The organism is Saprospiraceae bacterium, assembly GCA_016719615.1.
Lineage (GTDB): Bacteria > Bacteroidota > Bacteroidia > Chitinophagales > Saprospiraceae > Vicinibacter.
In genome coordinates this window covers 443,769-465,495 of the sequence record JADJYQ010000001.1, presented here as the reverse complement: position 1 = coordinate 465,495, position 21,727 = coordinate 443,769, and the positions used below count along the sequence as shown (strand labels likewise).

20 protein-coding genes, 1 tRNA gene and 2 pseudogenes are annotated in these 21,727 nt (G+C 37.3%); 10 read left to right on the top strand and 13 right to left on the bottom strand.

The features are described from left to right. Positions 1 to 46: 46 nt before the first annotated feature. Positions 47 to 1,288 carry a beta-ketoacyl-ACP synthase II gene (fabF, locus tag IPM92_01880; GenBank protein MBK9107146.1) on the bottom strand — a complete coding sequence of 414 codons (1,242 nt, stop codon included), beginning with the start codon at positions 1,286 to 1,288 and terminating at the stop codon, positions 47 to 49. A gap of 55 nt (positions 1,289 to 1,343) precedes the next feature. After that, on the bottom strand, positions 1,344 to 1,580 hold the full coding sequence (locus tag IPM92_01875; GenBank protein MBK9107145.1) for an acyl carrier protein: 237 nt from the start codon (positions 1,578 to 1,580) through the stop codon (positions 1,344 to 1,346). A gap of 161 nt (positions 1,581 to 1,741) precedes the next feature. On the opposite strand from IPM92_01875, the pseudogene pyk reads away from it, so the two are divergent. The 4 genes and pseudogenes from pyk to IPM92_01855 all read left to right on the top strand — a co-directional run bounded on the left by pyk (position 1,742) and on the right by IPM92_01855 (position 6,703). After that, a pseudogene (gene pyk / locus IPM92_01870) lies at positions 1,742 to 3,165 on the top strand (pyruvate kinase). 24 nt (positions 3,166 to 3,189) lie between these two features. After that, complete coding sequence (locus IPM92_01865; protein ID MBK9107144.1) at positions 3,190 to 4,845, top strand: hypothetical protein; 1,656 nt, start codon at positions 3,190 to 3,192, stop codon at positions 4,843 to 4,845. Between the two features lie 11 nt (positions 4,846 to 4,856). Beyond that, positions 4,857 to 5,645, top strand: coding sequence for a DUF4292 domain-containing protein (locus IPM92_01860; GenBank protein MBK9107143.1), 789 nt, complete (start codon positions 4,857 to 4,859; stop codon positions 5,643 to 5,645). After that, on the top strand, positions 5,642 to 6,703 hold the full coding sequence (locus IPM92_01855; GenBank protein ID MBK9107142.1) for a hypothetical protein: 1,062 nt from the start codon (positions 5,642 to 5,644) through the stop codon (positions 6,701 to 6,703). The genes IPM92_01860 and IPM92_01855 overlap by 4 nt, the downstream gene beginning before the upstream one ends. 419 nt (positions 6,704 to 7,122) lie before the next feature. Here the strand turns inward: IPM92_01855 and IPM92_01850 are convergent, their stop codons facing one another. The 9 genes from IPM92_01850 to IPM92_01810 form a co-directional block, all read right to left on the bottom strand. Next, entirely contained in the window at positions 7,123 to 9,159 is a 2,037-nt protein-coding gene (locus IPM92_01850; GenBank protein ID MBK9107141.1) for an Omp28-related outer membrane protein, read from the bottom strand. A 662-nt stretch (positions 9,160 to 9,821) separates the two neighbouring features. After that, positions 9,822 to 11,309 carry a DNA recombination protein RmuC gene (gene rmuC, locus IPM92_01845; GenBank protein MBK9107140.1) on the bottom strand — a complete coding sequence of 496 codons (1,488 nt, stop codon included), beginning with the start codon at positions 11,307 to 11,309 and terminating at the stop codon, positions 9,822 to 9,824. Positions 11,310 to 11,406: 97 nt separating this feature from the next. Continuing rightward, entirely contained in the window at positions 11,407 to 11,583 is a 177-nt protein-coding gene (locus IPM92_01840; GenBank protein ID MBK9107139.1) for a hypothetical protein, read from the bottom strand. Between the two features lie 8 nt (positions 11,584 to 11,591). Beyond that, a complete protein-coding gene (locus tag IPM92_01835) occupies positions 11,592 to 12,410 on the bottom strand; it encodes an energy transducer TonB (GenBank protein MBK9107138.1) in 819 nt (272 codons plus the stop codon). Positions 12,411 to 12,456: 46 nt separating this feature from the next. Next, complete coding sequence (locus IPM92_01830) at positions 12,457 to 13,029, bottom strand: biopolymer transporter ExbD (GenBank protein ID MBK9107137.1); 573 nt, start codon at positions 13,027 to 13,029, stop codon at positions 12,457 to 12,459. 30 nt (positions 13,030 to 13,059) lie between these two features. Beyond that, complete coding sequence (locus IPM92_01825; protein ID MBK9107136.1) at positions 13,060 to 13,416, bottom strand: biopolymer transporter ExbD; 357 nt, start codon at positions 13,414 to 13,416, stop codon at positions 13,060 to 13,062. Between the two features lie 5 nt (positions 13,417 to 13,421). Continuing rightward, positions 13,422 to 13,664, bottom strand: coding sequence for a biopolymer transporter ExbD (locus IPM92_01820; GenBank protein ID MBK9107135.1), 243 nt, complete (start codon positions 13,662 to 13,664; stop codon positions 13,422 to 13,424). A gap of 18 nt (positions 13,665 to 13,682) precedes the next feature. Beyond that, positions 13,683 to 14,507 (bottom strand): MotA/TolQ/ExbB proton channel family protein, encoded by an 825-nt coding sequence (locus IPM92_01815; GenBank protein ID MBK9107134.1) that lies wholly within the window; start codon positions 14,505 to 14,507, stop codon positions 13,683 to 13,685. A gap of 504 nt (positions 14,508 to 15,011) precedes the next feature. Continuing rightward, positions 15,012 to 15,905, bottom strand: a complete 894-nt coding sequence (locus tag IPM92_01810) for an OmpA family protein (GenBank protein MBK9107133.1) — start codon at positions 15,903 to 15,905, stop codon at positions 15,012 to 15,014. 92 nt (positions 15,906 to 15,997) lie between these two features. On the opposite strand from IPM92_01810, the gene IPM92_01805 reads away from it, so the two are divergent. After that, entirely contained in the window at positions 15,998 to 16,375 is a 378-nt protein-coding gene (locus IPM92_01805; protein ID MBK9107132.1) for a DUF2237 domain-containing protein, read from the top strand. A 242-nt stretch (positions 16,376 to 16,617) separates the two neighbouring features. Here the strand turns inward: IPM92_01805 and IPM92_01800 are convergent, their stop codons facing one another. Both IPM92_01800 and IPM92_01795 read right to left on the bottom strand, forming a co-directional pair. Beyond that, on the bottom strand, positions 16,618 to 17,295 hold the full coding sequence (locus IPM92_01800; protein MBK9107131.1) for a hypothetical protein: 678 nt from the start codon (positions 17,293 to 17,295) through the stop codon (positions 16,618 to 16,620). 102 nt (positions 17,296 to 17,397) lie between these two features. Further along, positions 17,398 to 18,510 carry an AI-2E family transporter gene (locus tag IPM92_01795; GenBank protein MBK9107130.1) on the bottom strand — a complete coding sequence of 371 codons (1,113 nt, stop codon included), beginning with the start codon at positions 18,508 to 18,510 and terminating at the stop codon, positions 17,398 to 17,400. A 53-nt stretch (positions 18,511 to 18,563) separates the two neighbouring features. Between IPM92_01795 and IPM92_01790 the strand changes: the two genes are divergently transcribed. From IPM92_01790 to IPM92_01770, 5 genes and pseudogenes are all read left to right on the top strand, one after another. After that, the gene (locus IPM92_01790; GenBank protein ID MBK9107129.1) at positions 18,564 to 19,073 is read left to right on the top strand and encodes a hypothetical protein; all 510 of its coding nucleotides are present in this window, start codon (positions 18,564 to 18,566) and stop codon (positions 19,071 to 19,073) included. Positions 19,074 to 19,091: 18 nt separating this feature from the next. Next, a pseudogene (locus IPM92_01785) lies at positions 19,092 to 19,435 on the top strand (carboxymuconolactone decarboxylase family protein). A 765-nt stretch (positions 19,436 to 20,200) separates the two neighbouring features. Beyond that, entirely contained in the window at positions 20,201 to 20,338 is a 138-nt protein-coding gene (locus IPM92_01780; GenBank protein ID MBK9107128.1) for a hypothetical protein, read from the top strand. Further along, a tRNA-Leu gene (locus IPM92_01775) sits at positions 20,326 to 20,407 on the top strand. Before IPM92_01780 ends, IPM92_01775 begins: the two co-directional genes overlap by 13 nt. A 133-nt stretch (positions 20,408 to 20,540) precedes the next feature. Continuing rightward, complete coding sequence (locus IPM92_01770; GenBank protein ID MBK9107127.1) at positions 20,541 to 21,716, top strand: hypothetical protein; 1,176 nt, start codon at positions 20,541 to 20,543, stop codon at positions 21,714 to 21,716. Positions 21,717 to 21,727: the final 11 nt, after the last annotated feature.

The window sequence follows — 21,727 nt, the reverse complement described above, 5'->3', positions numbered from 1 at the left end:
GAAAAAAACTTGTGATTTGTCTTCCTATAATACTTGTATAGAAATCCTAACATTTCTTAAGAATCACGGAACTATTATGGCCGCCAAAGCCAAAGGTATTACTTAAGAAAGCATTCACCTTGCGATGTTGAGCTTCATTAAAAGTAAAATTAAGTTTAGGATCCAAATCAGGATCGTCTGTATGGTGATTGATCGTTGGAGGAATAAAATCATTTTGCATCGCCAGAATACCGGCAATAATTTCAACAACACCTGCAGCTCCTAAAAGATGGCCCGTCATTGATTTCGTAGAACTGATATTTAACTTGTAAGCGTCTTCACCAAACACTTTCATAATCGCTTTTGCCTCAGCAACATCGCCCAATGGAGTAGATGTACCATGGGTATTGATATAATCAATTTGGGAAGTGGTCAAACCGGATTCGGCAAGGGCAAGGTTCATTGCAGTGCTGGCGCCCAATCCTTCTGGATGTGGTGCCGTTATGTGGTAAGCATCTGCAGTTGCTCCCGTGCCAACTATTTCTGCATAGATTTTAGCACCTCTTTTTTTGGCCAATTCGTATTCTTCCAAAATTATAGCACCGGCGCCTTCACCCAACACAAAACCATCCCGTTCTTTATCATAAGGCCTGGATGCTGTTTGAAAATCTTCATTGCGCTCTGATAAAGCCTTCATTGCTGAAAATCCACCTACACCTGCTTTGGTTATAGCTGCTTCTGATCCTCCGGAAATCATCATGTCAGCTTTATTAAGTCTGATATAATCAAATGCATTGGTAATAGCATGTGCAGAAGAGGCGCAAGCTGAAACAGTTCCATAGTTGATGCCCATCAGCCCATATTTAATGGAAATATGGCCCGGAGCAATATCAGAAATCAATTTTGGGATCAAAAATGGGCTATATCGAGGCGTACCTTGATGAAGAGCTGCTTCTGAAAGATCATTTTCCAAGGTATTAAAACCTCCTATCCCTGAACCCCAGATAACGCCGAATCTTGCCAAATTGCATTGATCCAATTGAATTCCTGAGTCGGCCATAGCCTGATCAGCCGCAACTATTGCATATTGCGCAAAGGGATCAATTTTTCTAGCTTCTTTTTTATCGAGGTAATGCTCTGGTATAAAGCCCTTTAACTGGCAAGCAAACCGCGTTTTAAACAATTGAGCATCGAAATAACTAATCGGACAAGCACCACTGATGCCCTTTTGGAGTCCTTCCAAATAATCCTTAACCCCCAATCCTATGGGTGTCAAAGCTCCTAAGCCTGTTACGACAACGCGTCTCATACAGTCCGGTAATGCCTATTTCCTCCTAAGGGAAACAGGAGTGAATGAATAGTAATTACTTACAGTTCGCCTCCAAATAAGCAACAGCCTGGCCTACAGTTTGAATTTTTTCAGCCTGGTCATCTGGAATTGAAGTGTCAAATTCCTTCTCGAACTCCATTATAAGTTCAACAGTATCAAGGGAATCAGCACCTAAGTCGTTTACAAAACTAGCTTCTAATGTAACTTCTGATTCATCAACAGCCAGTTTATCGACAATAATTTTTTTAACTCTTTCTGCAATCGTAGACATAATTAGGACGGATTTTATAAATGTTTTAAAACCAATGCGCAAAATAACGTATAAGGCGAAGGAATACCAAAAATATTTTCGCTTTTTTTAATGGAACCACTGTTCCTTTGCGTTGTTATTACATGGATATATTTTCCTATCCAAACAAATGATCACTCTAAATGATTCACCATAACACAAAAATAATCGCAACAGTAGGCCCTGCGAGCAGTAAATATGAGCAACTTCTCGGACTGGCAAAAGAAGGCGTAGCCGTTTTTAGGCTGAATTTTTCACATGGCAGCCATGATGATTATGCTACAATCATACAACACATTCGTAAAATAAATCACGATTTCGATGCTCATTTGGGCATCCTATGCGATTTACAGGGTCCGAAATTGAGAATTGGTGAAATTGAAAACGGGTCTGTATCCTTTTTACCAGGCGATGAAGTTGAATTTGTAAATCAAATATGCCTCGGTAATAAGCATACCATTTATATGAGTTATGAAAATTTTGCCAGAGATGTCAAACCCGGCGAGACCATTCTGCTCGATGATGGAAAATTGGTCTTTGAGGTCTTAGATAGCAACGGAAAAGATAAAACCAGGCTTAAATGCATATTTGGCGGACAGCTCAGTTCCAATAAAGGGGTCAATCTTCCTGATACTGAAGTTACACTCCCCTCACTAACGGAAAAAGATTTAAGAGATCTCGATTTCATTTTAACACAAGCCGTCAACTGGATTGCCTTGTCATTTGTGAGAAAAGCTGAAGATATTGAACATTTACAAGCACTTATCGAAAGTGCAAATCATTCTGCAAAGGTGATCGCCAAAATTGAAAAACCGGAAGCACTTAAAAATATTGATGCCATCATCAAATCCAGCAATGCCATTATGATTGCGCGCGGGGATCTGGGGGTTGAGGTCCCGATTGAAAGACTACCCACACTTCAAAAAGCCATCATTGCAAAATGCGTACAAAGAGCCCGATCAGTTATTGTTGCCACGCAATTCATGGACAGTATGATCAAACAACCAAGTCCGACAAGAGCTGAGGTTACTGATGTTGCCAACACAGTACTTGATGGCACTGACGCAGTTATGCTCAGTGCTGAAACATCTATAGGCGAACATCCCATTAAGGTAGTGCAGGCCATGAAAAAGATCATATTTGAAGCCGAAAAGCACTACCCGATAAGCTCCAAAAGGCCTAAACCATCCGATAAATCTTCCACATTTATTTCAGACGTGGTTTGCTTCAATGCAGCCAAAACAGCAGAAGATATCAAAGCAAAAGCAATTATAGGATTAACCGTATCGGGTTATACAGCTTTTAAAACTTCATCGTATAGGCCGAATTGTCCGATTTACATTTTTTCAAGCGCCGCCCATATGTTAGGTACTTTAAACCTTGTTTGGGGAGTTCGATGTTATTATTATGATAAAATGAGTTCAACAGATGAAACTATAGACGATGTGATTCACATCCTCAAAAAGATCAAAAATTAAAATCAGGAGATCTCGTTGTCAACACTGGAAGTATGCCAATTTTGAAAAAACTGAGAACCAATATGCTCAAAGTTACTGAGGTAGAATGATCTTTGATTTTTATATTAATTTCCATGTATAAGTATTTTCTAATGCAAATTCACAAACTTCCATTGAAAGTATTGCAAATTGTTCTGCCTACATGCTACTTGATAATACTTTCCACAAACCTGCATGCACAAAATCAATCCAGCTCCACAGATAAGGAATCAATGATGATTGAAGCCCTAAAAGAAGAACTGATTGGAAATATTCAAAAATCTATTGACATTTTAGAAAAACTCAAATACGAGGCTGAATTTAAATCTGTGAGCTATTACCTGCTTTCGAGAATGTATTTTTCGCAAGGTAAAAAAGAAGAAGCCCTGAATTCCATCAATCAAAGTCTGATCACCGAGCCAAATAACAAATGGTATCTCTTATTAAAAAGCAATATTGCCGAAAACCTTTCGCTTGCTGAACAAGCAGCAGAATGTAATGTATCTCTGTATCAGATAGAACCCAATATTTATACTTATTATGATAATGCGGCCTATCACTATTTACAGGCTGGTTCTTATCCAAAAGCATTCGAAGTTTTGGATAAAGCCGAATTGGTATTTGGCTTAAGCCCCGAAATAGCTATAAAAAAAGCATTCATTTTAGGAGAGACTCAAAAATTTAAAAAAGCGGTTGAAATACTTGAAAGATGCTTAATACAATACAAAGACCATCAGGAAATCATCGGTCACTTACAAACGATCTCTCAAAAATCAAACGACGTCAAATTAAAAGAATATCTTCAAAACAAATATCCCATCAATAATTCCCCACTCATTTCAACAAATACAACAGACCTAAATCTATTGGATGCGGTTTATGCAAATCCCAATGCTGACATCGACACGAAAATAAAAAGTTTGTTGAATATACTCCAAAACATTGATCAGAAAGACACTCAAAAAATAGCTTCTTTACAGAAATATACGAATCAATTACTAACTGCTTACCCCACACATGTAAAATCACACTGTGTCTCGGCCGATCTTTATTTTTTACAAAACAATTATCCGCTAGCCAAACAACATTATATCCAGGCGATCGGATTAGGCAATGTACCTTATGCCGTTTGGGATAATCTTCTCATATCCCTAATCGAACTCGCACACTGGAACACTTGTATCCAGTATTCAAAAAGTTGTCTAGATTATTATCCAAATCAAAGTAAACCCTATTATTTCCTGGCCTTAGCATACTTTAAAATAAGGGACTACGAAAAAGCAAATTCGCAATTGCTTACACTCAGCCTCATGCAAAGACATAAAAAGAACATGCCATCTGATTTTTTGATTCTTCAAGCTAAAATAAATGAAGCTTTAAAATTAGATGCGCAAAAATTATGGGATCAGTCTATCGAATTAGACAGTTCAAAAACAGGCGAGTTGGAAAGGCTTCTCATGTTATGCAGTTTAAATCCAGAAGAATTTACTTTAACTCAAGAAAAGCCTGAAGGATTCATTTATAAACCCTCATTTCGTACTTATTGTCTGCTCGCTGAATTATATTATTGTGCAAAGAATTATCCATTAGCAAATAAATACATAGAACTTGCTTTATCGCAACATGCATTTATTAATACAGAATTGCACACGTTGGCCGCGAATATTTATAAACAATCAGGCCTTACTGAAAAAAGCAATCAACATTTTCATTGGGCCGAAACATTAAGCGAAAACACAAAAAAGCAATAAATTTTTCTTGAATGCGCAATATATTTCAAGTCCTATTTTATATCATCACTTTATCTTGCTGCGCATTTCTGAGCTGCTCCCGAAAAACAAATACCATACCAGAAGAAAGCTATACACATTGGTTTCAAACTGACTCCATCGATGTTGAAAAAGTAATAAATGCGCTCATTCAAAAAACAAGCTTTGTTTATTTTACCGGCAAAGGTTCTATACTCGTAAACCATGCAGAAAATGATTTAGAATCAAGCATTCAGGCCTCTATTGTCTATGATAGCGCCATGCTGATAAGTTCGAAAAAATTGGGAATTGAAATTGCAAGAATGCTCCTTCATCAGGATAGTTTTAAAATTCTTGATCGAATTGAAAAAACATACTCAGTTGGGAATTTAAAGATCATAGAACAGTTGAAAATGTTATCCCTCCATCAGCAGCTGATACAGGACCTGTTAACCAGTGGATTTCATCTACCCAATTATATGCAATATTGGATAGAAACCAAAGATGATAAATATTTCCTGAAGGGTAGTTCTGAATCTGAATCGATACTGCTCATAGGAAATCTGTACAACCTACAAGTCTCTCATTTCGTTTGGCAAGTAGAAGATCATACATTGGATATTAACATCGAACAATATCAAACCGTTCAACAAAAATATTTTCCTGAACATTTAAATATCCGACTTCTTGCTAACAAGAGTGAAAAATTACATCTACAAATAAATTGGAAACATATTGAAACCAAAGCTATCAAACGATTGGTTTTCAACATTCCGGATCATTATACATTCAAATTACTATGAAAATTCCATCTAAGAGCAATTTTATTATTTTAGCTTGCTTAATGCTGGGGATGGTTTTAGTATTTTCACAAAACAACAAGACTAACACCACTAAAGAAAAAATACAATTAGAAAATATATTAAAGACCATTGAACAAACAGAAAAGCTCCTGCTTGAAGCCAAAAAAAACAAACTTGGTTCATTGAAGCAAATAGAATTGATGAATAGTCAGATCTCTTATAGGAAAGAACTGCTGAATACCCTGGAACAAGAAATGACAACTTATCAAAATGAAATAAAACTGTCCAGCTACTATTTAAATCAGAAACAAGATCATATACTTAAACTTCAGAAAGAATATATACAATTATTAAAAAAGAAATTGATCGATAAAGCGACATTCAATCCTATACTTAGCCTGGTACATCATGAAAACATGGAAAATCGACTAAAGAGATGGTATCTAATTCAATGGGTTGAAAAAAATATGCTGCATGCACTTAAAACATTAGACACTTCGCAGCAATCGCTCATTTATCATCAATGGAATTTGAAAATAAAAACAATCAAACAAGATTCGCTGATCCAACAAAGTAATGATGAATTCACTTGTCTTGAAGAAGATATTAAAGACGTCCGTCAAATGATGAGCAATTTCGAAAATCTAGAAAGTCATTTGCTCAAGGAATTGATTGCCTATAAAAAGAAAAAAGAGGAAATCGGAGAAATCATTTCAGGAAGTATAAAATTTTTGAATTTGAATGCAACAAAGGCAAGTACTAAAAGAGAGGCACTCAAAATGGTTTTCCCGGTAGATTTCCCAATCATTACTTCCCGATTTGGCAAAAATATGGAATCTGGTAATCCGAACCTTCTCATTCGAAACAATGGCTTAGATATTCAATCATCTAGTCCGTTTGTGAAATCAGCTGAACAAGCAGAAGTCATCCAAATTCGAAAACTTCCAACTGCAGATTATCTGGTTATTACTAAATCGGGACCTTATTATTTGGTATATTCAAATCTCCAATCAGTTTTATTGAAGGAAAGAGAAAAGCTCAACAAAATTCGACCATAGGAAAATCAAATATCAATGAAAGCGGTGCTTACGAATTGCATTTCGAAGTGTGGGAAGGTAGCCGACCCGTTGATCCATTGAAGTATTTGAAGTAATTATTGGAAAAAGTTTTTTTGTTCGTATGCTGATGTTGTTTCAATTAGCTATACGTGGGTTTTAGGATTAAGGGAAAAGAAAAGAAGAAAGCGAATAGCTATATGCTTAAAGCTAAAAGCATTGTTTGGTTCTAAAAAATGTAATTGTTACGACTCCATCTTTTAAGTAAATTCCATACTCAATAGTCTTTGATGTTTATAGTATAAATAAAGACTTTATGGTCCTTTGAGCCTTTGTGCCTTAGTGTTTTAAAAAAAAAGCCATCCCTGATCGGAATGGCTTTTAGATTTCATTTCAGGATTGACAATCCCTATACTTTGCTTTTACTTTGCAAGTACAAATTTCTTGACATCTGATTTTTCATTCAGCGTTAATTTTACGAGATAGGTACCGGTGACTAAAGTCTCCATTTGAATCGGTAAATCAATGGCACCATTCATTTGACCATATTCTTTTTGAGCCAAAGTCTTTCCATACAGATCCATAATTTCGATTCCGACTTGAGCTGCTTCATCCAATTGGATATGTACATAAGCCAGATCAGTTGCTGGATCTGCATTTACAAACCAATTGAATTCATTTGCTAGTGGATTTTCATTTGCTGTAAATAAACCAGTAGCTACAGCGTGGTCAAAACTGACTTCAGTAGCATTGATGATTTCACCATTTGGATCTAACATCATTGCGACCAGTTTAATATTAGCTAAAAGATAAGTGGCTGGTATGATGTATTCGTATGCTTTAATGTAGCTTGTATTTGCAGGAATATCATTGGGTAAATAGCCAGGTGTACCTGCCCATCCATCCATAATAGCTCTTCCAACGTGGTTATATACCATTCTCGATGCAGGTACTGGATTGGGCAACAATTCGTAACCTCCCATCACACCTGATCCTCCACCAGCATAAGCGTTAACCTGGTTATATCCGGATGCAGTGCCTTTTACACCATCTTCAACGACTACTAGATTAAACCTGTAATCTCCATTTACTTCTTCAGTGAATAAAGCCTTTGCCTCCATTTTGAGATTGCGCGTAACAGGATCATAAGCAGCTCCAACATCTAGTAATACTGGTGACAGTTCAACAATTTGGTCATAGAATACCGGTTCGATACCGCTGGGATCACCTAAAGTTCGGCGATTGGTCACCACGCTTGGGAAACCCGTAAATCCCGGAAATGTGGTAAGTCCTGCATCATATGCAGTAACAACCATAGGATCGCGATTATGCACGGCAATACCAATAAAATGATCAGGATATAATTTAGAGAGTGAATCCAGATAAACAGCACCCCTTGGGCACCACTGGCACCAAGTTCCCGTTGCTTCTTCAACAACGATTTTTTTGCCAGGTGCAGCTGTAACTCCTTCGAGATTTAATGATTTCGCATTGTTTGCAGCTTTGTCGTCAGCGCCACCGTTAATGGATGTCAAAATAAAGTCAATTTTTGAATTTCCTGCATTGAAAGGAACTGCCTGACTTAAAGTCAATGCATTAGATTCTTTCAAAGAATCCAAACTTAAGGTAAATGATTCTTTAACAGGAGTTCCACCATTAATAGACCATTCCAATTCGGCGGAAGTAATACGAGTTCTACCCACATTTTTGATCTTTATGGTAGCCGGCCATGAAGTACCGGTAAGTGCTTTAGGTCTTACTACCGCAGATGTCAAAGAGGCATCCAAATTAGGCGCTACAAATGGTTCGAAAGTATATTTTACATCGTCCACAAAAAACTCTGACTGGTTGTTAGAACTAATTGGAAACAAGTCCATAGACGATACTGCATTATTTGGATTGGACCAAGAACCCAGCGATTTACCATCCACAAAAGCTTCCCAGTTATTGTCGGTCATATTGGCTACAATTTTCAAATTGAACCAAGTAGCTTTTGGATGAGTGCCTCCTGCAACGGTAGCAGCTCCACCAGTTCCAAGTGTAAATCTCACATCTCCATTCGGGTCAAAAAATGCATCCAGCGACCAAATCTGGCCAACCACTGCATTTCCTTGAAAATTAAAATAAGCGCCTTTATTGGCAACAACATACATCCAAGTTTCAAATGTGAAAGTCCCGGATGTTCTTCTCCCGCCAAAGGGCAAGATCACATCTGCAGGACCACCAGTGGCTGAAGTTGAAAGAAACTTTAAAGAATTCACCCCACTGTAAGCCCTTTCGTTGCTTACGCGGGAGTCATCTGCGCCACCTTTTACACCACTCCAGGTAGTCCACTTTGTGGAACTGGCAGCGATAAAAGCTCCGGCAGTATAAGACTCAAAATCATCAAAAAAGGTATCTTGAGCTACTGCGTTATGGCCGAAAATCAAACAAAAGACAAATAGTAGAATTTGCTTCATATAAATTATTTAACGGTGAAAAATGTAAATAGACCATCAAAATTAACGAATTATTAATGTTCTGGGCCACAGCTCGCCAATTTTAACGAAATTGATTTATAATATTTTAAATTAATAATAATTTATATATTTATATTATTGTATATCAAAGCATTTTACATAATAAATATTATTAATATATTTTGGTTAAATACCGGCAATTTCGATGGGCACAGAAAATCAAGCGCTTATCAGCACTTAAACCAAACTTGGCATTCCCTTTTGAGTTGTAAAAACAAAGAATTTGCAAGTGAGAATTCATGAATGGTTATTGCGGTTCGATAAGCCGAACATTCACCTCTTTAACGAAAATGAATAGGCTGAAACACACGCGAATTTAATTTGTACGAGGGCTTATTTTAGGTTTAAACCTCTGATATTCATACAAAGCAACTCACTATTGTCAATTCTAAATTAGATTAGACTCCATTTATTACGACAATTGTCAAAAATTAGCGATTGCTATACATCAAGCCATTTTGCGATGCAAGTATTCTCCATCTATACCGGATTGATTTGCTTTAAACACTTTACTAAATATTTACTAACACATGTTAGTAAGTTTAATAATGGATGCCCCTACACGAGTACTTAAAAAATAAAATAGAAAGTGAGACCTGAATCTAAATAATATACAGAAAAAATTGAAGAGCACTACCCTCCGCTTCATCATCAAATGGCATTAAAGTATCCGGTATTTCTTTTTGTGATAAGATGCCCAATCTTTTAAGATGCTGTGCTTGTTTGACAACACTTCCTCTACCATCTTTGAGTTGCCCGATTGCCTTGAGGTAACTATCCTGAGTCTTATTGATGTGTTTGCCTACATCTTCCATGGTGTCCAAAAATCCGACGATTTTATCGTATAATTTTTCACCTTGTCTGGCAATTTCAAGCGCATTTTTACTCTGTTGCTCCCGCTTCCACAAATCTGCAACCAATTTTAAAGCAGCTATCAGATTCGTTGGGCTAATCAATAAAATGCGTTTGGCATATGCGTAAGCCCAAAGTTCAGGATCATCCTGGATGGCGATGAGATAAGCCGGTTCTATTGGAATAAACATCATCGTAAAATCCAACGTTCCTGCAACAGCATCATATTTTTTATCACCCAACTCATCGATATGCCTGTAAATAGAAAGGATGTGTTCTTTGAGAGCAAGATCCTGTTCTTCTTTCAAGTCACTTGATGAATAACGATCGTAAGCTACAAGCGACACTTTTGAATCAATAACGATGGCTCTGGATTCAGGCAGATATACAACGATGTCTGGTTGTAATCTCTTTCCTTCATCTGTTTGGACGCTGACTTGAATTTTATATTCTCTGTTTTTGACCAGGCCCGATTTCTCTAAAATACTTTCGAGAATTATTTCACCCCAATTGCCTTGCTTTTTGGATTGCCCTTTTAAAGCTGAAGCCAAATTGTTTGCTTCCAGGCTCAGCTTTTGATTCATGTCAACCAACTCTTTTACCTTTTCTTCCAAAGAAAACCGTTGCTTGGATTCTTTATCGTAAGTTTCTTCCACTTGCTTTTTGAAAGCCAATAGATTTTCTCCGAGCGGCTTTAATATATGATCGATGTTTTCTTTATTACTTGCTGTGAATTTCTGGGTTTTTTCCTCCAAAATTTTATTGGCCAAATTTTGAAATTCCAAATAAGACTGCTTTCTCAATTCATCAAATTCTGATTTTTGCGACTCGAGTTTTTCAGACAAGTGTTTATTTTGGCTGTGAAATTCTGTGATTCTTTGCCGGTATTCTGCGACCTCTTTTTGCAAACCAGTCCAGGCATTTTTTAAGGTGTCAAATTCTCCCTGGGTTTTGTCGAGTAAGTCCTTTTGGTAGACTAAGTTTTGGTTTAAAAGGCTTTTTTCGGTGCTGAGTTTTTGAATTTCCAGCAGTTTACCATCCATTTTTTGATGAATAAGTTCGAGCTCCTGTTGCAAAGTGTTGTTGATTTTTTCAAGCATTTGGCACTTCGTAACAAATTCAGTTTCTCTGCTTCCGGATTCCTCCCGGGTTTTAGATGCTTGTAACCATACCAAAAGAAGAGCTATGAGTCCAATGCAAATTCCAATTCCAAAAGACATGACATCAAACTGTTCCATAGCTCAAAGATAAACCCATTTGAAAGACCAATGGAGGCTATGGCAGTTCACCGTGATGACAGGATTATAGGCAGGTATTTCACTTTGAAAGAAATAATCAAAGAGAATCTTTCAACTTCATTGCACGAAATGCCCTTAAAATACCCATTCCAATACAAGCAAGTGCAAAAATGATATGCCAGGGTGACTGTACGATTTCTGTGTATCCGATAAAAATGCCGATTCCGAAATAGCAAAGTGCTAAAATCCAATAGATCAGCTTCCGGGTAAACATACCACTGCTTAACCTTCGAGTTTAAATCGAATAGGTAAGGTAAAACTTACAGGTACTGCTTTTCCATTATGTTTGCCGGGTTTCCAGTTAGGCATGGATTTTACAACCCTGACGGCTTCTTCATCACATCCGCCGCCAATACCTCTGGCGACTTGAACGCGGTTGATATCTCCGGATGAAGTGACTACAAATTGGATGACCACGGTTCCTTCAATTCCATTTTCTTTGGCTATGGCAGGATATCTGATTTTTTCGCGAATGTATTTCATCATGGCAGCATCACCATCAGGAAATGTTGGCATCTGTTCTACAAATTTAAAAGGCTCATCTTCTTTTTTTTCTTCTTCCATAACCGGTGGTGGTTCTGCAAGCGAAGCATCTATACCATCATCATCACCTTCACGAGTCACATCGGATACATCCTTATCCTCCATTTCTTCGATGGTTGGTGGTGGTGGTTCCTCTTCCTTGACTTCTTCATCTTTCTTCACCTTGGGCGGAACGAATTTTATCTGATCCTTGATGGGTGGAGGCTCAACCTTAGGGGGTGGCGGGGGTGGTGGTTTGTTAGGATCCATTGGCGGCGGCTCAGCCAATACCACTTCCTTCATCATGTCCTTATTCGCCTTTTCAGGTATCCAGCCTCTTACAATTTTAATGATCATCGGGCTACTAACTCCAAATACAAAGAGCAGAATGCCTAAGATCAGGGCTTTAGACATGTTGTTGTCGTATATCTTCCGGAGAATATAAGCTCCGTAAGCCTTATTGCGACCTTCAAAGATCATGTCGTCCCAGGAGAGCTTTAAATAATCCTTTTTTTCCATGGTTTTGTCTTTAGTACTTAAAAGCTATAACACCTAAAACATCCAATTATTTCCTTACCTGACCAATTTTAACACAAACAACACTATCTACTGGATCGTCTGGTTTAAGTATGGCATAGGTCTTCACATCACTAATGGTCATTTCATCCAAAACGTCGACTATATTTTTGTATTTGGATGCAGGCAAAGGTTTGATCATCACAAACAGGTTTGTAGTATCCGTCCACTGTTCATGTACCTCTTTGATCCGCCTTTGAACGATTTTTCGCAGACCATTTGGACTATAATCAACGCTATCCATAACCAGTTCTGTATCTGTATTAATTTCATCGGGAGAAACATACCAAAAAACTTTGTCGTTGTCACCTAGTAAAAGAGTGACCGTCTTTGACATTTTAATAGCTGGAATCTCTTCATCCTTGATTTTGTCATCCTTAGCAGGTTTAATGATCTCCATCGTCTTGGGCTTATTGAAAGTTGTTGCCAACATGAAGAAAGTGATCAACAAAAAGCCAAGATCCACCATAGCAGTAAGGTCAACCCTGGTAGACATTTTTTTCGATCGCGACTTTTTCTTGCCTTTCTTCGCACCACTTTCGGATACATTCATTTCAGCCATGACATCTAAATTTTAATAAGTATTAAATAATTATTCCTGTGCACTTCTGGCTGAGGTGATCAGGTTGAAACGGTTTACTTTTCTGTTTTGCAAAGCTTCGATAACCTTGTCGAAAGCTTTATATTCAGTTGTTTTATCAGCCTTAATGGCAATTCGCAGGTTGTTGTTTTCCTGACGGGACCAAAGAATGAGATCCTCCAATTGGTGCTCACCACCTGTGGTGTCTATCAAAAGACCCGGATGAAGAAAATGTGCTCTTTCATTGACATCCATCGATAAATATTTCGGAAGTTCTCTGATATTCATCCCCCAGGTTTCTGTAAGCTTGAAAGCTTCTTGCTGGTCTTCTGTAAATTTAATTTGATAACCTTCTTCTAATCTTTTCAACAATTTCAGTCGGGTAATTTGATCATCCAAACCAAAAACACTTTTCCATCAGGAGATATCTGAAACATTAAAATGTCTTTGTCAGGTATTGGTATTTGGGCTGTTGAAGCTGGAATATCAATCTGAGCAACTTCCTGAGGTCTGAATTTGGTCGTGAGAATAAAAAAGGTCAGGAGTAGAAAAGCCACATCACACATGGCTGTCATGTCGATGGTAGTACTCTTCCGTGGAACCTTTACTTTTGGCATACAAACGTCTTTTAAAAATTAGTGCTTAGCAGCAAAAGTCTGAGCTATTGAAAAACCAGCCTCATCTATGCCATAGGTCATTCCATCAATTCTTGTCGTAAAATAATTATAAGAAATAATTGCAAGAGCTGAAGTTCCGATACCCAAAGCAGTATTAATAAGTGCTTCAGAGATACCTGTTGATAAGGCTACTGCATCAGGCGCACCTGCAGTTGCAATTGCAGAGAAAGCGCGGATCATTCCAAATACAGTACCAAGAAGACCTAATAGGGTTGCTACAGAAGAAATGGTGGCAAGTATGACCAGATTTTTTTCTAACACAGGCAATTCTAAAGAAGTCGATTCTTCAATCTCCTTTTGAATAGCCAATATTTTGTGTTCATTATCCAATTGGTTGTTAGTGGCCATTTCTTTATATTTACCCAATCCTTCCCGGATTACGTTTGCTACAGAACCTTTTTGCTGATCGCAACATGTAATCGCTTGATCAACCTGATTCTGATCTAACAGATTTTTAATTTTTCTTACAAAATTTTGGATGGAACCTTTACCGGAAGCAGCGCCAATGGTAATAAACCTTTCAATAATTACTGAAAGAACAATAATGAAATTGGCCATAAGTATTGGAACCATAGGTCCGCCTTTGTACATCATCCCCAGATAATCTCCAGGATGCGGATGTCCGTTCGGATCACCGTTCTCAAAGTGAGAAGGATTACCAAGTATGAATTTAAATACAAGGACAGCTATGACAAGGGCTGTCGGAATGGCTACCGTAGCGAATAATGAACTAAACTTACTGCCGGAGGCATTCTTGTCAGTCTTAGCGTTTTGATTGCTCATAATTAGAATTGAATTTGCAGTTTTAAAATATGTGAAATATTATTTTGCGAAATAATTAAAAGTTAATCTCAAACCAAATTTTATTGTTAATTGATTCCAAGTTGAACTTTTAGTAGGCCGTAATTATAAAACGATTTCGTCGAAAAAATGTATGAATTGAATCGCTGAAAATAAAGATTTTTATATTATACTTTTTTGTAAATTATAATGACTTAATAAATAGCGATATTATATATAAAAAATATACGTAATGTGTTAAATAAATTAAAATTTAACATTGAGCTCATGTAGCGCTCCAGCCATTATTCAATCTAAATCAGGCCAAAAAAGGAAATTGAAATTCCAAATTTTCTTTGGCGTTACGCTTCTAACCGATGATGTAGAATTTGTTGTTATCCAACCATTGACCAACGTGTGCCATAATATGAACAACTTAAGGTCAAAGAAAAAGCCACCTACAATATTATTGCGGTGGCTGTTATTTTTTTGGAAACTAAATTCAGATTAAGGCTGCGGATTAATCATTTCGAAAAACTGATCCAACTTAGGCAGGATGATGATTTCGGTTCTTCTGTTTTTCTGACGGCCCTGTGCTGAAGTATTTGCATCTTTAGGTACAAACTCAGAACGGCCTCCGGCAGTCATACGGGATGGCTCCACTTTGTATTTAGATTGTAAAGTTCTTACTACAGCGGTTGCCCTTTTTGCACTTAAATCCCAATTGTCCACAACGCAATCATTAGCCATTGGAACATTGTCTGTATGTCCTTCGACAAGGATGTTAAGGTCTTTGTGATCATTTAAAACTTTAGCAATTTTATCCAAAACCTTTCCTGCACTTTCATTGATCGTTGCACTTGCTGTTCTGAACATCATTTTATCTGAAAGTGAAATAAACACCACTCCATGTTTTACTTCCACATTTACATCTTCTGAATTGACACCTTGTAAGGATCGTTTCAAATTGATTACAAGATTCAACATGATGGAATCTTTCTGAGCCATGGCTTTATTAAGTGCTGTCAATTGTTTGTCTTTTTCATTTAAGGCATCCAAAGATTTGCGAATGCTCTCAGCACCAGATTTGCTTACGATAGAAAGGTCAGATAACCTGTCTAGCAGATTGTTATTTGTTTTTTTGAACATGTCCAATTGTTCCTCCAGGGACTTGATTTTTCCGGATTTGGCAGCCATTTCGGATTCAAGTTTGCCTGTTTTCATTTTACAATCATCTGCCAGTTGATTCTTTTGTTTTTCACAATCGCTCAGTGATTCCTGGCATTTTTGCAAATTCATTTTGGTGTCGTTCATTTGGGATTCCAGGTCTTTATATTTTTTACTGGAAACACAAGAAACCATTAGGGTTATCGCAAAAAACGCGTAGCTAAAATTTTTCATATGTGGATTTCTGTTTATAATTTTTAAAATCGGCCTCAAAATTAAGGCTTTATGCAATTTATGTACCAAATTATTTGTTAACTATGCACAATATGGAAAAAGATGCTTTGAATGTATTTGGGAAGACCCTGGAACCCTGCAGTAAGGACCCCTTAACTGGTTTTTACAGAGATGGGTGCTGTACGACTGGTAATGATGATGTGGGAATGCACACGGTTTGCATATATGCAGATGAAGAATTTTTGGAATATTCTAAAAGTGTGGGAAATGATTTGAGTACCCCCAGACCTGAATACCTATTTCCGGGCGTTCGTCCGGGTGACCAATGGTGCCTTTGCGCTTTGCGTTGGAAACAAGCGTATGAGGCTGGCAAGGCTCCCCAAGTTGTATTGGAATCCACTAATCAACAAGTCCTTCAATATATTTCCTTCGAAAGCCTTCTGGAGTATAAACTCGTTAAAATCTTGTAAAGTCAATAGATGGATAATTGATTATGGATAATGGATGTCCCAACATGAAGATGTTACTTTTTAACAACAACATGATGATGTCGGGAGATGAGGGATGATAGTGGATGGTGGATAGATGTCTCGACATGAAGATGACTTTTATGAGCCATCATTTGTTGATGTCGGGAGATGATAAATATTAGTTACTTGCTAACGCGTTTAAAATTTATGAAAAGGAATTTTGGTACTTCCTAAAAGTATCCTTAGCGTTCGCGATTGTTAGAACCTTTTCCAAAATATCGCGCAATCATGGCGGAAGCCCATTCTTTACCCCCTAATCCAAATGCAATTGCAAAAGCCAGGCCGATGGCACCAAAAAAAATACTGACCACATTTGTAATCAAAGCTTCCCCGATTCCAATTTGAGTGAGTGCAATTGCAAGGGTAAAGAAAGCGATACTATAAAATACGATCTTCCCCAATAACTCCGGATGTTCATAACCCGATTCTTCAAGGCTTCCTAAAGCCAAACCCGATACAAAATCGGCCAAATAAAATCCTACAATCAAAATGATACAAGCCACCAATAAACTTGGTATAAAAGCAACTACCTGATTCAGCAAATCTGACACCACATCCAGTCCCAACAAATTGAAGAATCTGACCAACACGATCAAAATGATCAACCAAAAAAACAAACTTGAGGTAAGCCCTGAAAACCCATTTTTAAATCCTCTTCGCTCCAGAAAGCGGTGAACTGCCGTTTGTTCGCTTATTTTATCGATGCCGGCCAAATGACAAGCTTTAAATACCAGCCATTTAGTAACTCTGGCCAGTAACCAGCCGGCCAGCAAAATTATGAGAGCGTTCACGAGGGCAGGAATTGAGCCGGCCAGTGCATCCAAATAGGAAGAGAAAGCATTTCTGATTTCAGACCACATACAATGCTAAATTAGAACTCAAATGTAATTGACTTGTGTGCCAAGTTGAAATTTTTAATTTATAAACCTTTCCAAAGTTAAGCTCTTTGCGCAAGCAATATATCATGGCTGTGCTGGATCCAGGTCTTCTGTTATCTTTCGGATCACTTTAAATTCACTTAAAAAGGTCTTGGCAATGACTCTGAATATAGTATAGGAAGGAATGGCCAGCACCATACCCACAACGCCACCAATCCGCGCACCCAACATGATGATGATAAATATTTCAAGGGGATGAGCCTGTACTCTTTTTGAAAAAATATAAGGTTGTATGATAAAGTCATCCAACACTTTGGTGATAAAAAATACGGTCAGCACATTCAATATTAATGGGATGATCTGCTGATAAAAATCGAGTTCAAGGTTAGAAGAAATGGTCAACAAACATGCAAAAACAGCACCAATCAATGGCCCCAAATAAGGTATAATATTCATTACGGCATAAAAAAAAGCAATCAGGAAAGAATTTTTAATTCCGAAAAAACTAAGCATACTTACCGATAAAATCATGAGAATCGTCATTTGAATGACGATCCCGCCAAAATAACGGGTTAATAATATAGTAATATCGTCTATGACGTTGGCTGCCTTTTTTTCATAACCCGTAGGCACGATAGCCAAAATAATTTCCGTAAAAAGCCCTCGTTCTTTTAAAAAGAAGAAGCTAATGAATACAATTGAAAATAAAGCAATGAGCAGATAACCAGCCTTTCCCAAAAGGCTTCCAAAAAAAGAACTGAACAAACCAGGATTAAAATAAGCTCCGATCAGACTTTGGATCTGATCTGCAGCACTTGGCCCCGGTTCAAGTCCCATAGACCGCAGCCAAACATTTATTTTTTCGATGGGTTCCTGTAGTACTACCGACATTGCATTAAAATCAACTTTAGATAATACAACAGCCTGTTGAATGACCAGTGGGATAAACATCCAAAGTAACAAACCAATAACACTCAACAAAATGAAGAGCGTCAACCCTGCGGCCAGGGATTTGCCCATCTTAAAATTCAGTAGTTTCATTCGAATCAACAGAAAATTCATAATAGGCTGACCTATCATGCTAATGATCCAACTGACTAATATAAAACTAACGACTTCGATAAAATAACTGAAAACAAGGGCCAATAAAATGAGCAGAAATGCTCCAATGATATATCTATAATACTTTTGCCACATGGCCTAAAGATACAATAATTGACCTTTGCCGGAATTGACTTAAGTTTGCAATCTTGAATACATTCAAAATTCAAGTAATTGTCGTTCAAAAAAGGATGGAAATACAAATCAGGAAAGTGAAACTCGAGGTCTTTTGGCTGATCTGCACCGCATTTGGAGCATTCGTTTTTTTATTGCCAATCAAAATTTATCAAATTCAATATCCATTCTGGATTTCAAATGTTTGTTATATTTTTGGTGCCATCACTTGCTCACGCTGGTTTTTCTTGTGGAAATATACACCCTATGCCTGGAACATTCCTTTAAAAATTGCATTTATAGGTATTTTGTTTATTGCATTTATATTAGGCTTCGACCGTTTTCATCATTTTAAATATTTGATCAATGATATTGGCATTCAGGAACTGGTGCAACATTTACCGGTTCAAGAACAGGATAAACTAGCTATGTTTATCCGCTCAGAAATGATCTTTTGGGCAACGGCCTTTTTTGGTTCGACGATTGTTTTAGTTCCAAAAATCTTCTGGAGTATCTGGAAACAAGTCAATCGAAATGAAGTTTGATACCATTAAAAATCGCATATGTCTTTAGTTCAGGAATTCAATGAATACCGTTCAAAAATGAACGAAGTAATTTTAGGGCAGGACAATCTTGCTTAAAAAGATTCTTTTCGCTCGATCACCAAATGTACCAGGAAGGTGCACTAGATGTTGCTACTAAAGAAATGCTCGGACTGGTGGCATCGATGGTCTTGCGTTGTGATGATTGTATTAAATATCATTTATTAAAATGTCACGAGAATAATATCTCCACCGAAAAAATTTATGAAGTCTTTGCTATTGCCAATATGGTGGGTGGTTCTATTTGCATCCCACATACGAGGAGAGCTGCTGAGTTTTGGGAGGAGATTTTGGAGAAATCTTGAGAGGAATGGATTGGCTGGGAGGAAGAAGTCTGTTAGTCTGTTAGTCTGTTAGTCTGTTTGACTGCTTGTCTGCTTGTCTGTTAGTCTGTTTGACTGTTAGTCTGCTAGTCTGTTTGATGTATTAAACTGAAAACTGGAAACTGAAAACTTCTTTTCGTAGGCTTGTAGGAAAAGTCTGCTTGACTATTTGACTGTTTGGAGGAATAGTCTGCTAGTCTGCTAGTCTGTTTGATGTATTAAACTGAAAACTTCTTTTCGTAGGCTTGTAAGAAAAACCACACCCGAACGTGTGTTAGTTCTATAAAATACAAATTTATTTTTAGACTTTACATGCTTTTCACTATACTCCATCATCTATCATCCATCTTCAACAATCTATCATCTATAATCCATCTTCCATAAAAAAAAAGCCCAAATTTGCAAGGCGCAAATTCAGGCTCTTTCGACTAAGGTCTCAAAATAAGAAAACTACGATCTTTAGCTGCTATGGCAGCGATATTTTAAAATATGACGATTAGGTCATATGGATGATTCATAAAATTGGACGAGAGGGTATTCGATACGTTTATGAAGACTAACTGTCGCCGGGATTTGGTGTAAAACTAAAACTCTAGTTTCATAAATCCAAGGAATTAACGAAAAATATTATAAAAAAGTTTATATGTAATTGCCATATTTATGAACTCATGAAATAGCCATAGCTTATGTAAAGTGTATTTATCTTATTTTTAATATTTTAAACATTAAATATTTATTTAATATAAGATGCTAATTTATTCAACGCATGCAGCATTGGTGGCCTGTCTTTCAACTTTAGAAACTTCTGAATCCTCTGAAAATGATCCGGATGTCATCCGAAAAATCAAAGAGCTGCTTATCTTTGCCGACCCGCCCGGGTGGTGAAATTGGTAGACACGTACGTTTGAGGGGCGTATGCCGTAAGGTGTGCAGATTCGACTTCTGTCCCGGGCACAAAAAGGAAATGGAAGCCCATTTCCTTTTTTTATGTATTCAATATTGACCTATTTTTGGTTAAAATTATTTTAAAGCGAAATGTTTGGCTTTGCTTTTGAAGTAATTGTGCGTCCAAATTCAAAACCAGCTTATGAAAAAACTAATATACGCATTTGGATTGTTGATCTTTTCAAGCGCTTGTGGCAATGTTCAGAAAATGATCGATCGCGGCGATTACGATCAGGCCATAGATTACTCGGTTCAGAAATTATCAGGAAAGAAAAAACGAGACAAAGAAATCGTTTTGGCTTTGGAATATTCCTTTAAAAAAGCACAGGAAAAAGATCTGGAAACGGAACGGACACTCCGCGCAAGTCAGGATGATGAAAAGTGGAGCCGGATTTATATTATCCATGAACGCATCGAAAACAGACAAAGAAAAATAGAACCTTTTATCCCTCTTGTTGCAGAGGATGGATATCGTGCCGGTTTCCATTTTGTGAATATTGAAGAACTCAAAAGAGAGTCCAAAAAGAATACTGCAGATTATCTCTATCAATCGGCATTGTTGCTCATTGATGAGGCTAAAAGGAATGAAGACAAACTTGCCGCCAAAGAAGCTTACAAGCAACTGCAGGACATTGATCCTCTTTTCAGCGCATATAAAGACAAGGATGCTCTTAAAAAATTAGCTAAAACATTAGGAATGACGCATTATTTCGTCAAACTTAAAAACAATACATTGACCATCATTCCAGAAAATGTGGAACGCGAAATGTTAAGTATCGGACTGGATGCACTTAACACCACTTGGAAATCATATGATGTAAAAAATAATCCTTCCGTTTCATATGATTACCATATTCAATTGGAATTGAACCACCTTGAATTTAGTCCGGAGCGCGAAAAATCAAGGGTTTATGAAGACGTGAATGAAATCATCACCGAAGAGCCGATGAAAGACAAAAAAGGTAAAATCATAAAAGACTCTTTAGGAAGAGTGATGAAAGAAAAAATTAAAACGAGATACGTTGCCACGGTAGAAGAAATTCACCAACAGAAATCGGTACAGCTCGGTGGTAGAATGATGTATATCCAGCTTAGAAGCGGCGATGTAGCCTTAAGTAAACCGCTGGAAGTTGAAGGCATCTTTGAAAATAAATATGTAAAAATCACAAAAGGAAATGTGGATTATCTATCAGATGAATGTAAGAAAAATCTAAAAGGCAAACCCTTGGCTTTTCCTTCGAATGAAGAGCTTTTGCTGAATGCCGCTGAAAAAATAAAAAGGCAATTAAAGTCACAAATAGATGCTTCGAACATTTAGTGAAAATTAAT

Coding starts and splice junctions, on each gene's coding strand:
- fabF (MBK9107146.1), bottom strand. CDS start 1,288: ATGAGACGCGTTGTCGTAACAGGCTTAGGAGCTTTGACACCCATAGGA.
- IPM92_01875 (MBK9107145.1), bottom strand. CDS start 1,580: ATGTCTACGATTGCAGAAAGAGTTAAAAAAATTATTGTCGATAAACTG.
- IPM92_01865 (MBK9107144.1), top strand. CDS start 3,190: ATGTATAAGTATTTTCTAATGCAAATTCACAAACTTCCATTGAAAGTA.
- IPM92_01860 (MBK9107143.1), top strand. CDS start 4,857: ATGCGCAATATATTTCAAGTCCTATTTTATATCATCACTTTATCTTGC.
- IPM92_01855 (MBK9107142.1), top strand. CDS start 5,642: ATGAAAATTCCATCTAAGAGCAATTTTATTATTTTAGCTTGCTTAATG.
- IPM92_01850 (MBK9107141.1), bottom strand. CDS start 9,159: ATGAAGCAAATTCTACTATTTGTCTTTTGTTTGATTTTCGGCCATAAC.
- rmuC (MBK9107140.1), bottom strand. CDS start 11,309: ATGGAACAGTTTGATGTCATGTCTTTTGGAATTGGAATTTGCATTGGA.
- IPM92_01840 (MBK9107139.1), bottom strand. CDS start 11,583: ATGTTTACCCGGAAGCTGATCTATTGGATTTTAGCACTTTGCTATTTC.
- IPM92_01835 (MBK9107138.1), bottom strand. CDS start 12,410: ATGGAAAAAAAGGATTATTTAAAGCTCTCCTGGGACGACATGATCTTT.
- IPM92_01830 (MBK9107137.1), bottom strand. CDS start 13,029: ATGGCTGAAATGAATGTATCCGAAAGTGGTGCGAAGAAAGGCAAGAAA.
- IPM92_01820 (MBK9107135.1), bottom strand. CDS start 13,664: ATGCCAAAAGTAAAGGTTCCACGGAAGAGTACTACCATCGACATGACA.
- IPM92_01815 (MBK9107134.1), bottom strand. CDS start 14,507: ATGAGCAATCAAAACGCTAAGACTGACAAGAATGCCTCCGGCAGTAAG.
- IPM92_01810 (MBK9107133.1), bottom strand. CDS start 15,905: ATGAAAAATTTTAGCTACGCGTTTTTTGCGATAACCCTAATGGTTTCT.
- IPM92_01805 (MBK9107132.1), top strand. CDS start 15,998: ATGGAAAAAGATGCTTTGAATGTATTTGGGAAGACCCTGGAACCCTGC.
- IPM92_01800 (MBK9107131.1), bottom strand. CDS start 17,295: ATGTGGTCTGAAATCAGAAATGCTTTCTCTTCCTATTTGGATGCACTG.
- IPM92_01795 (MBK9107130.1), bottom strand. CDS start 18,510: ATGTGGCAAAAGTATTATAGATATATCATTGGAGCATTTCTGCTCATT.
- IPM92_01780 (MBK9107128.1), top strand. CDS start 20,201: ATGCTAATTTATTCAACGCATGCAGCATTGGTGGCCTGTCTTTCAACT.
- IPM92_01770 (MBK9107127.1), top strand. CDS start 20,541: ATGAAAAAACTAATATACGCATTTGGATTGTTGATCTTTTCAAGCGCT.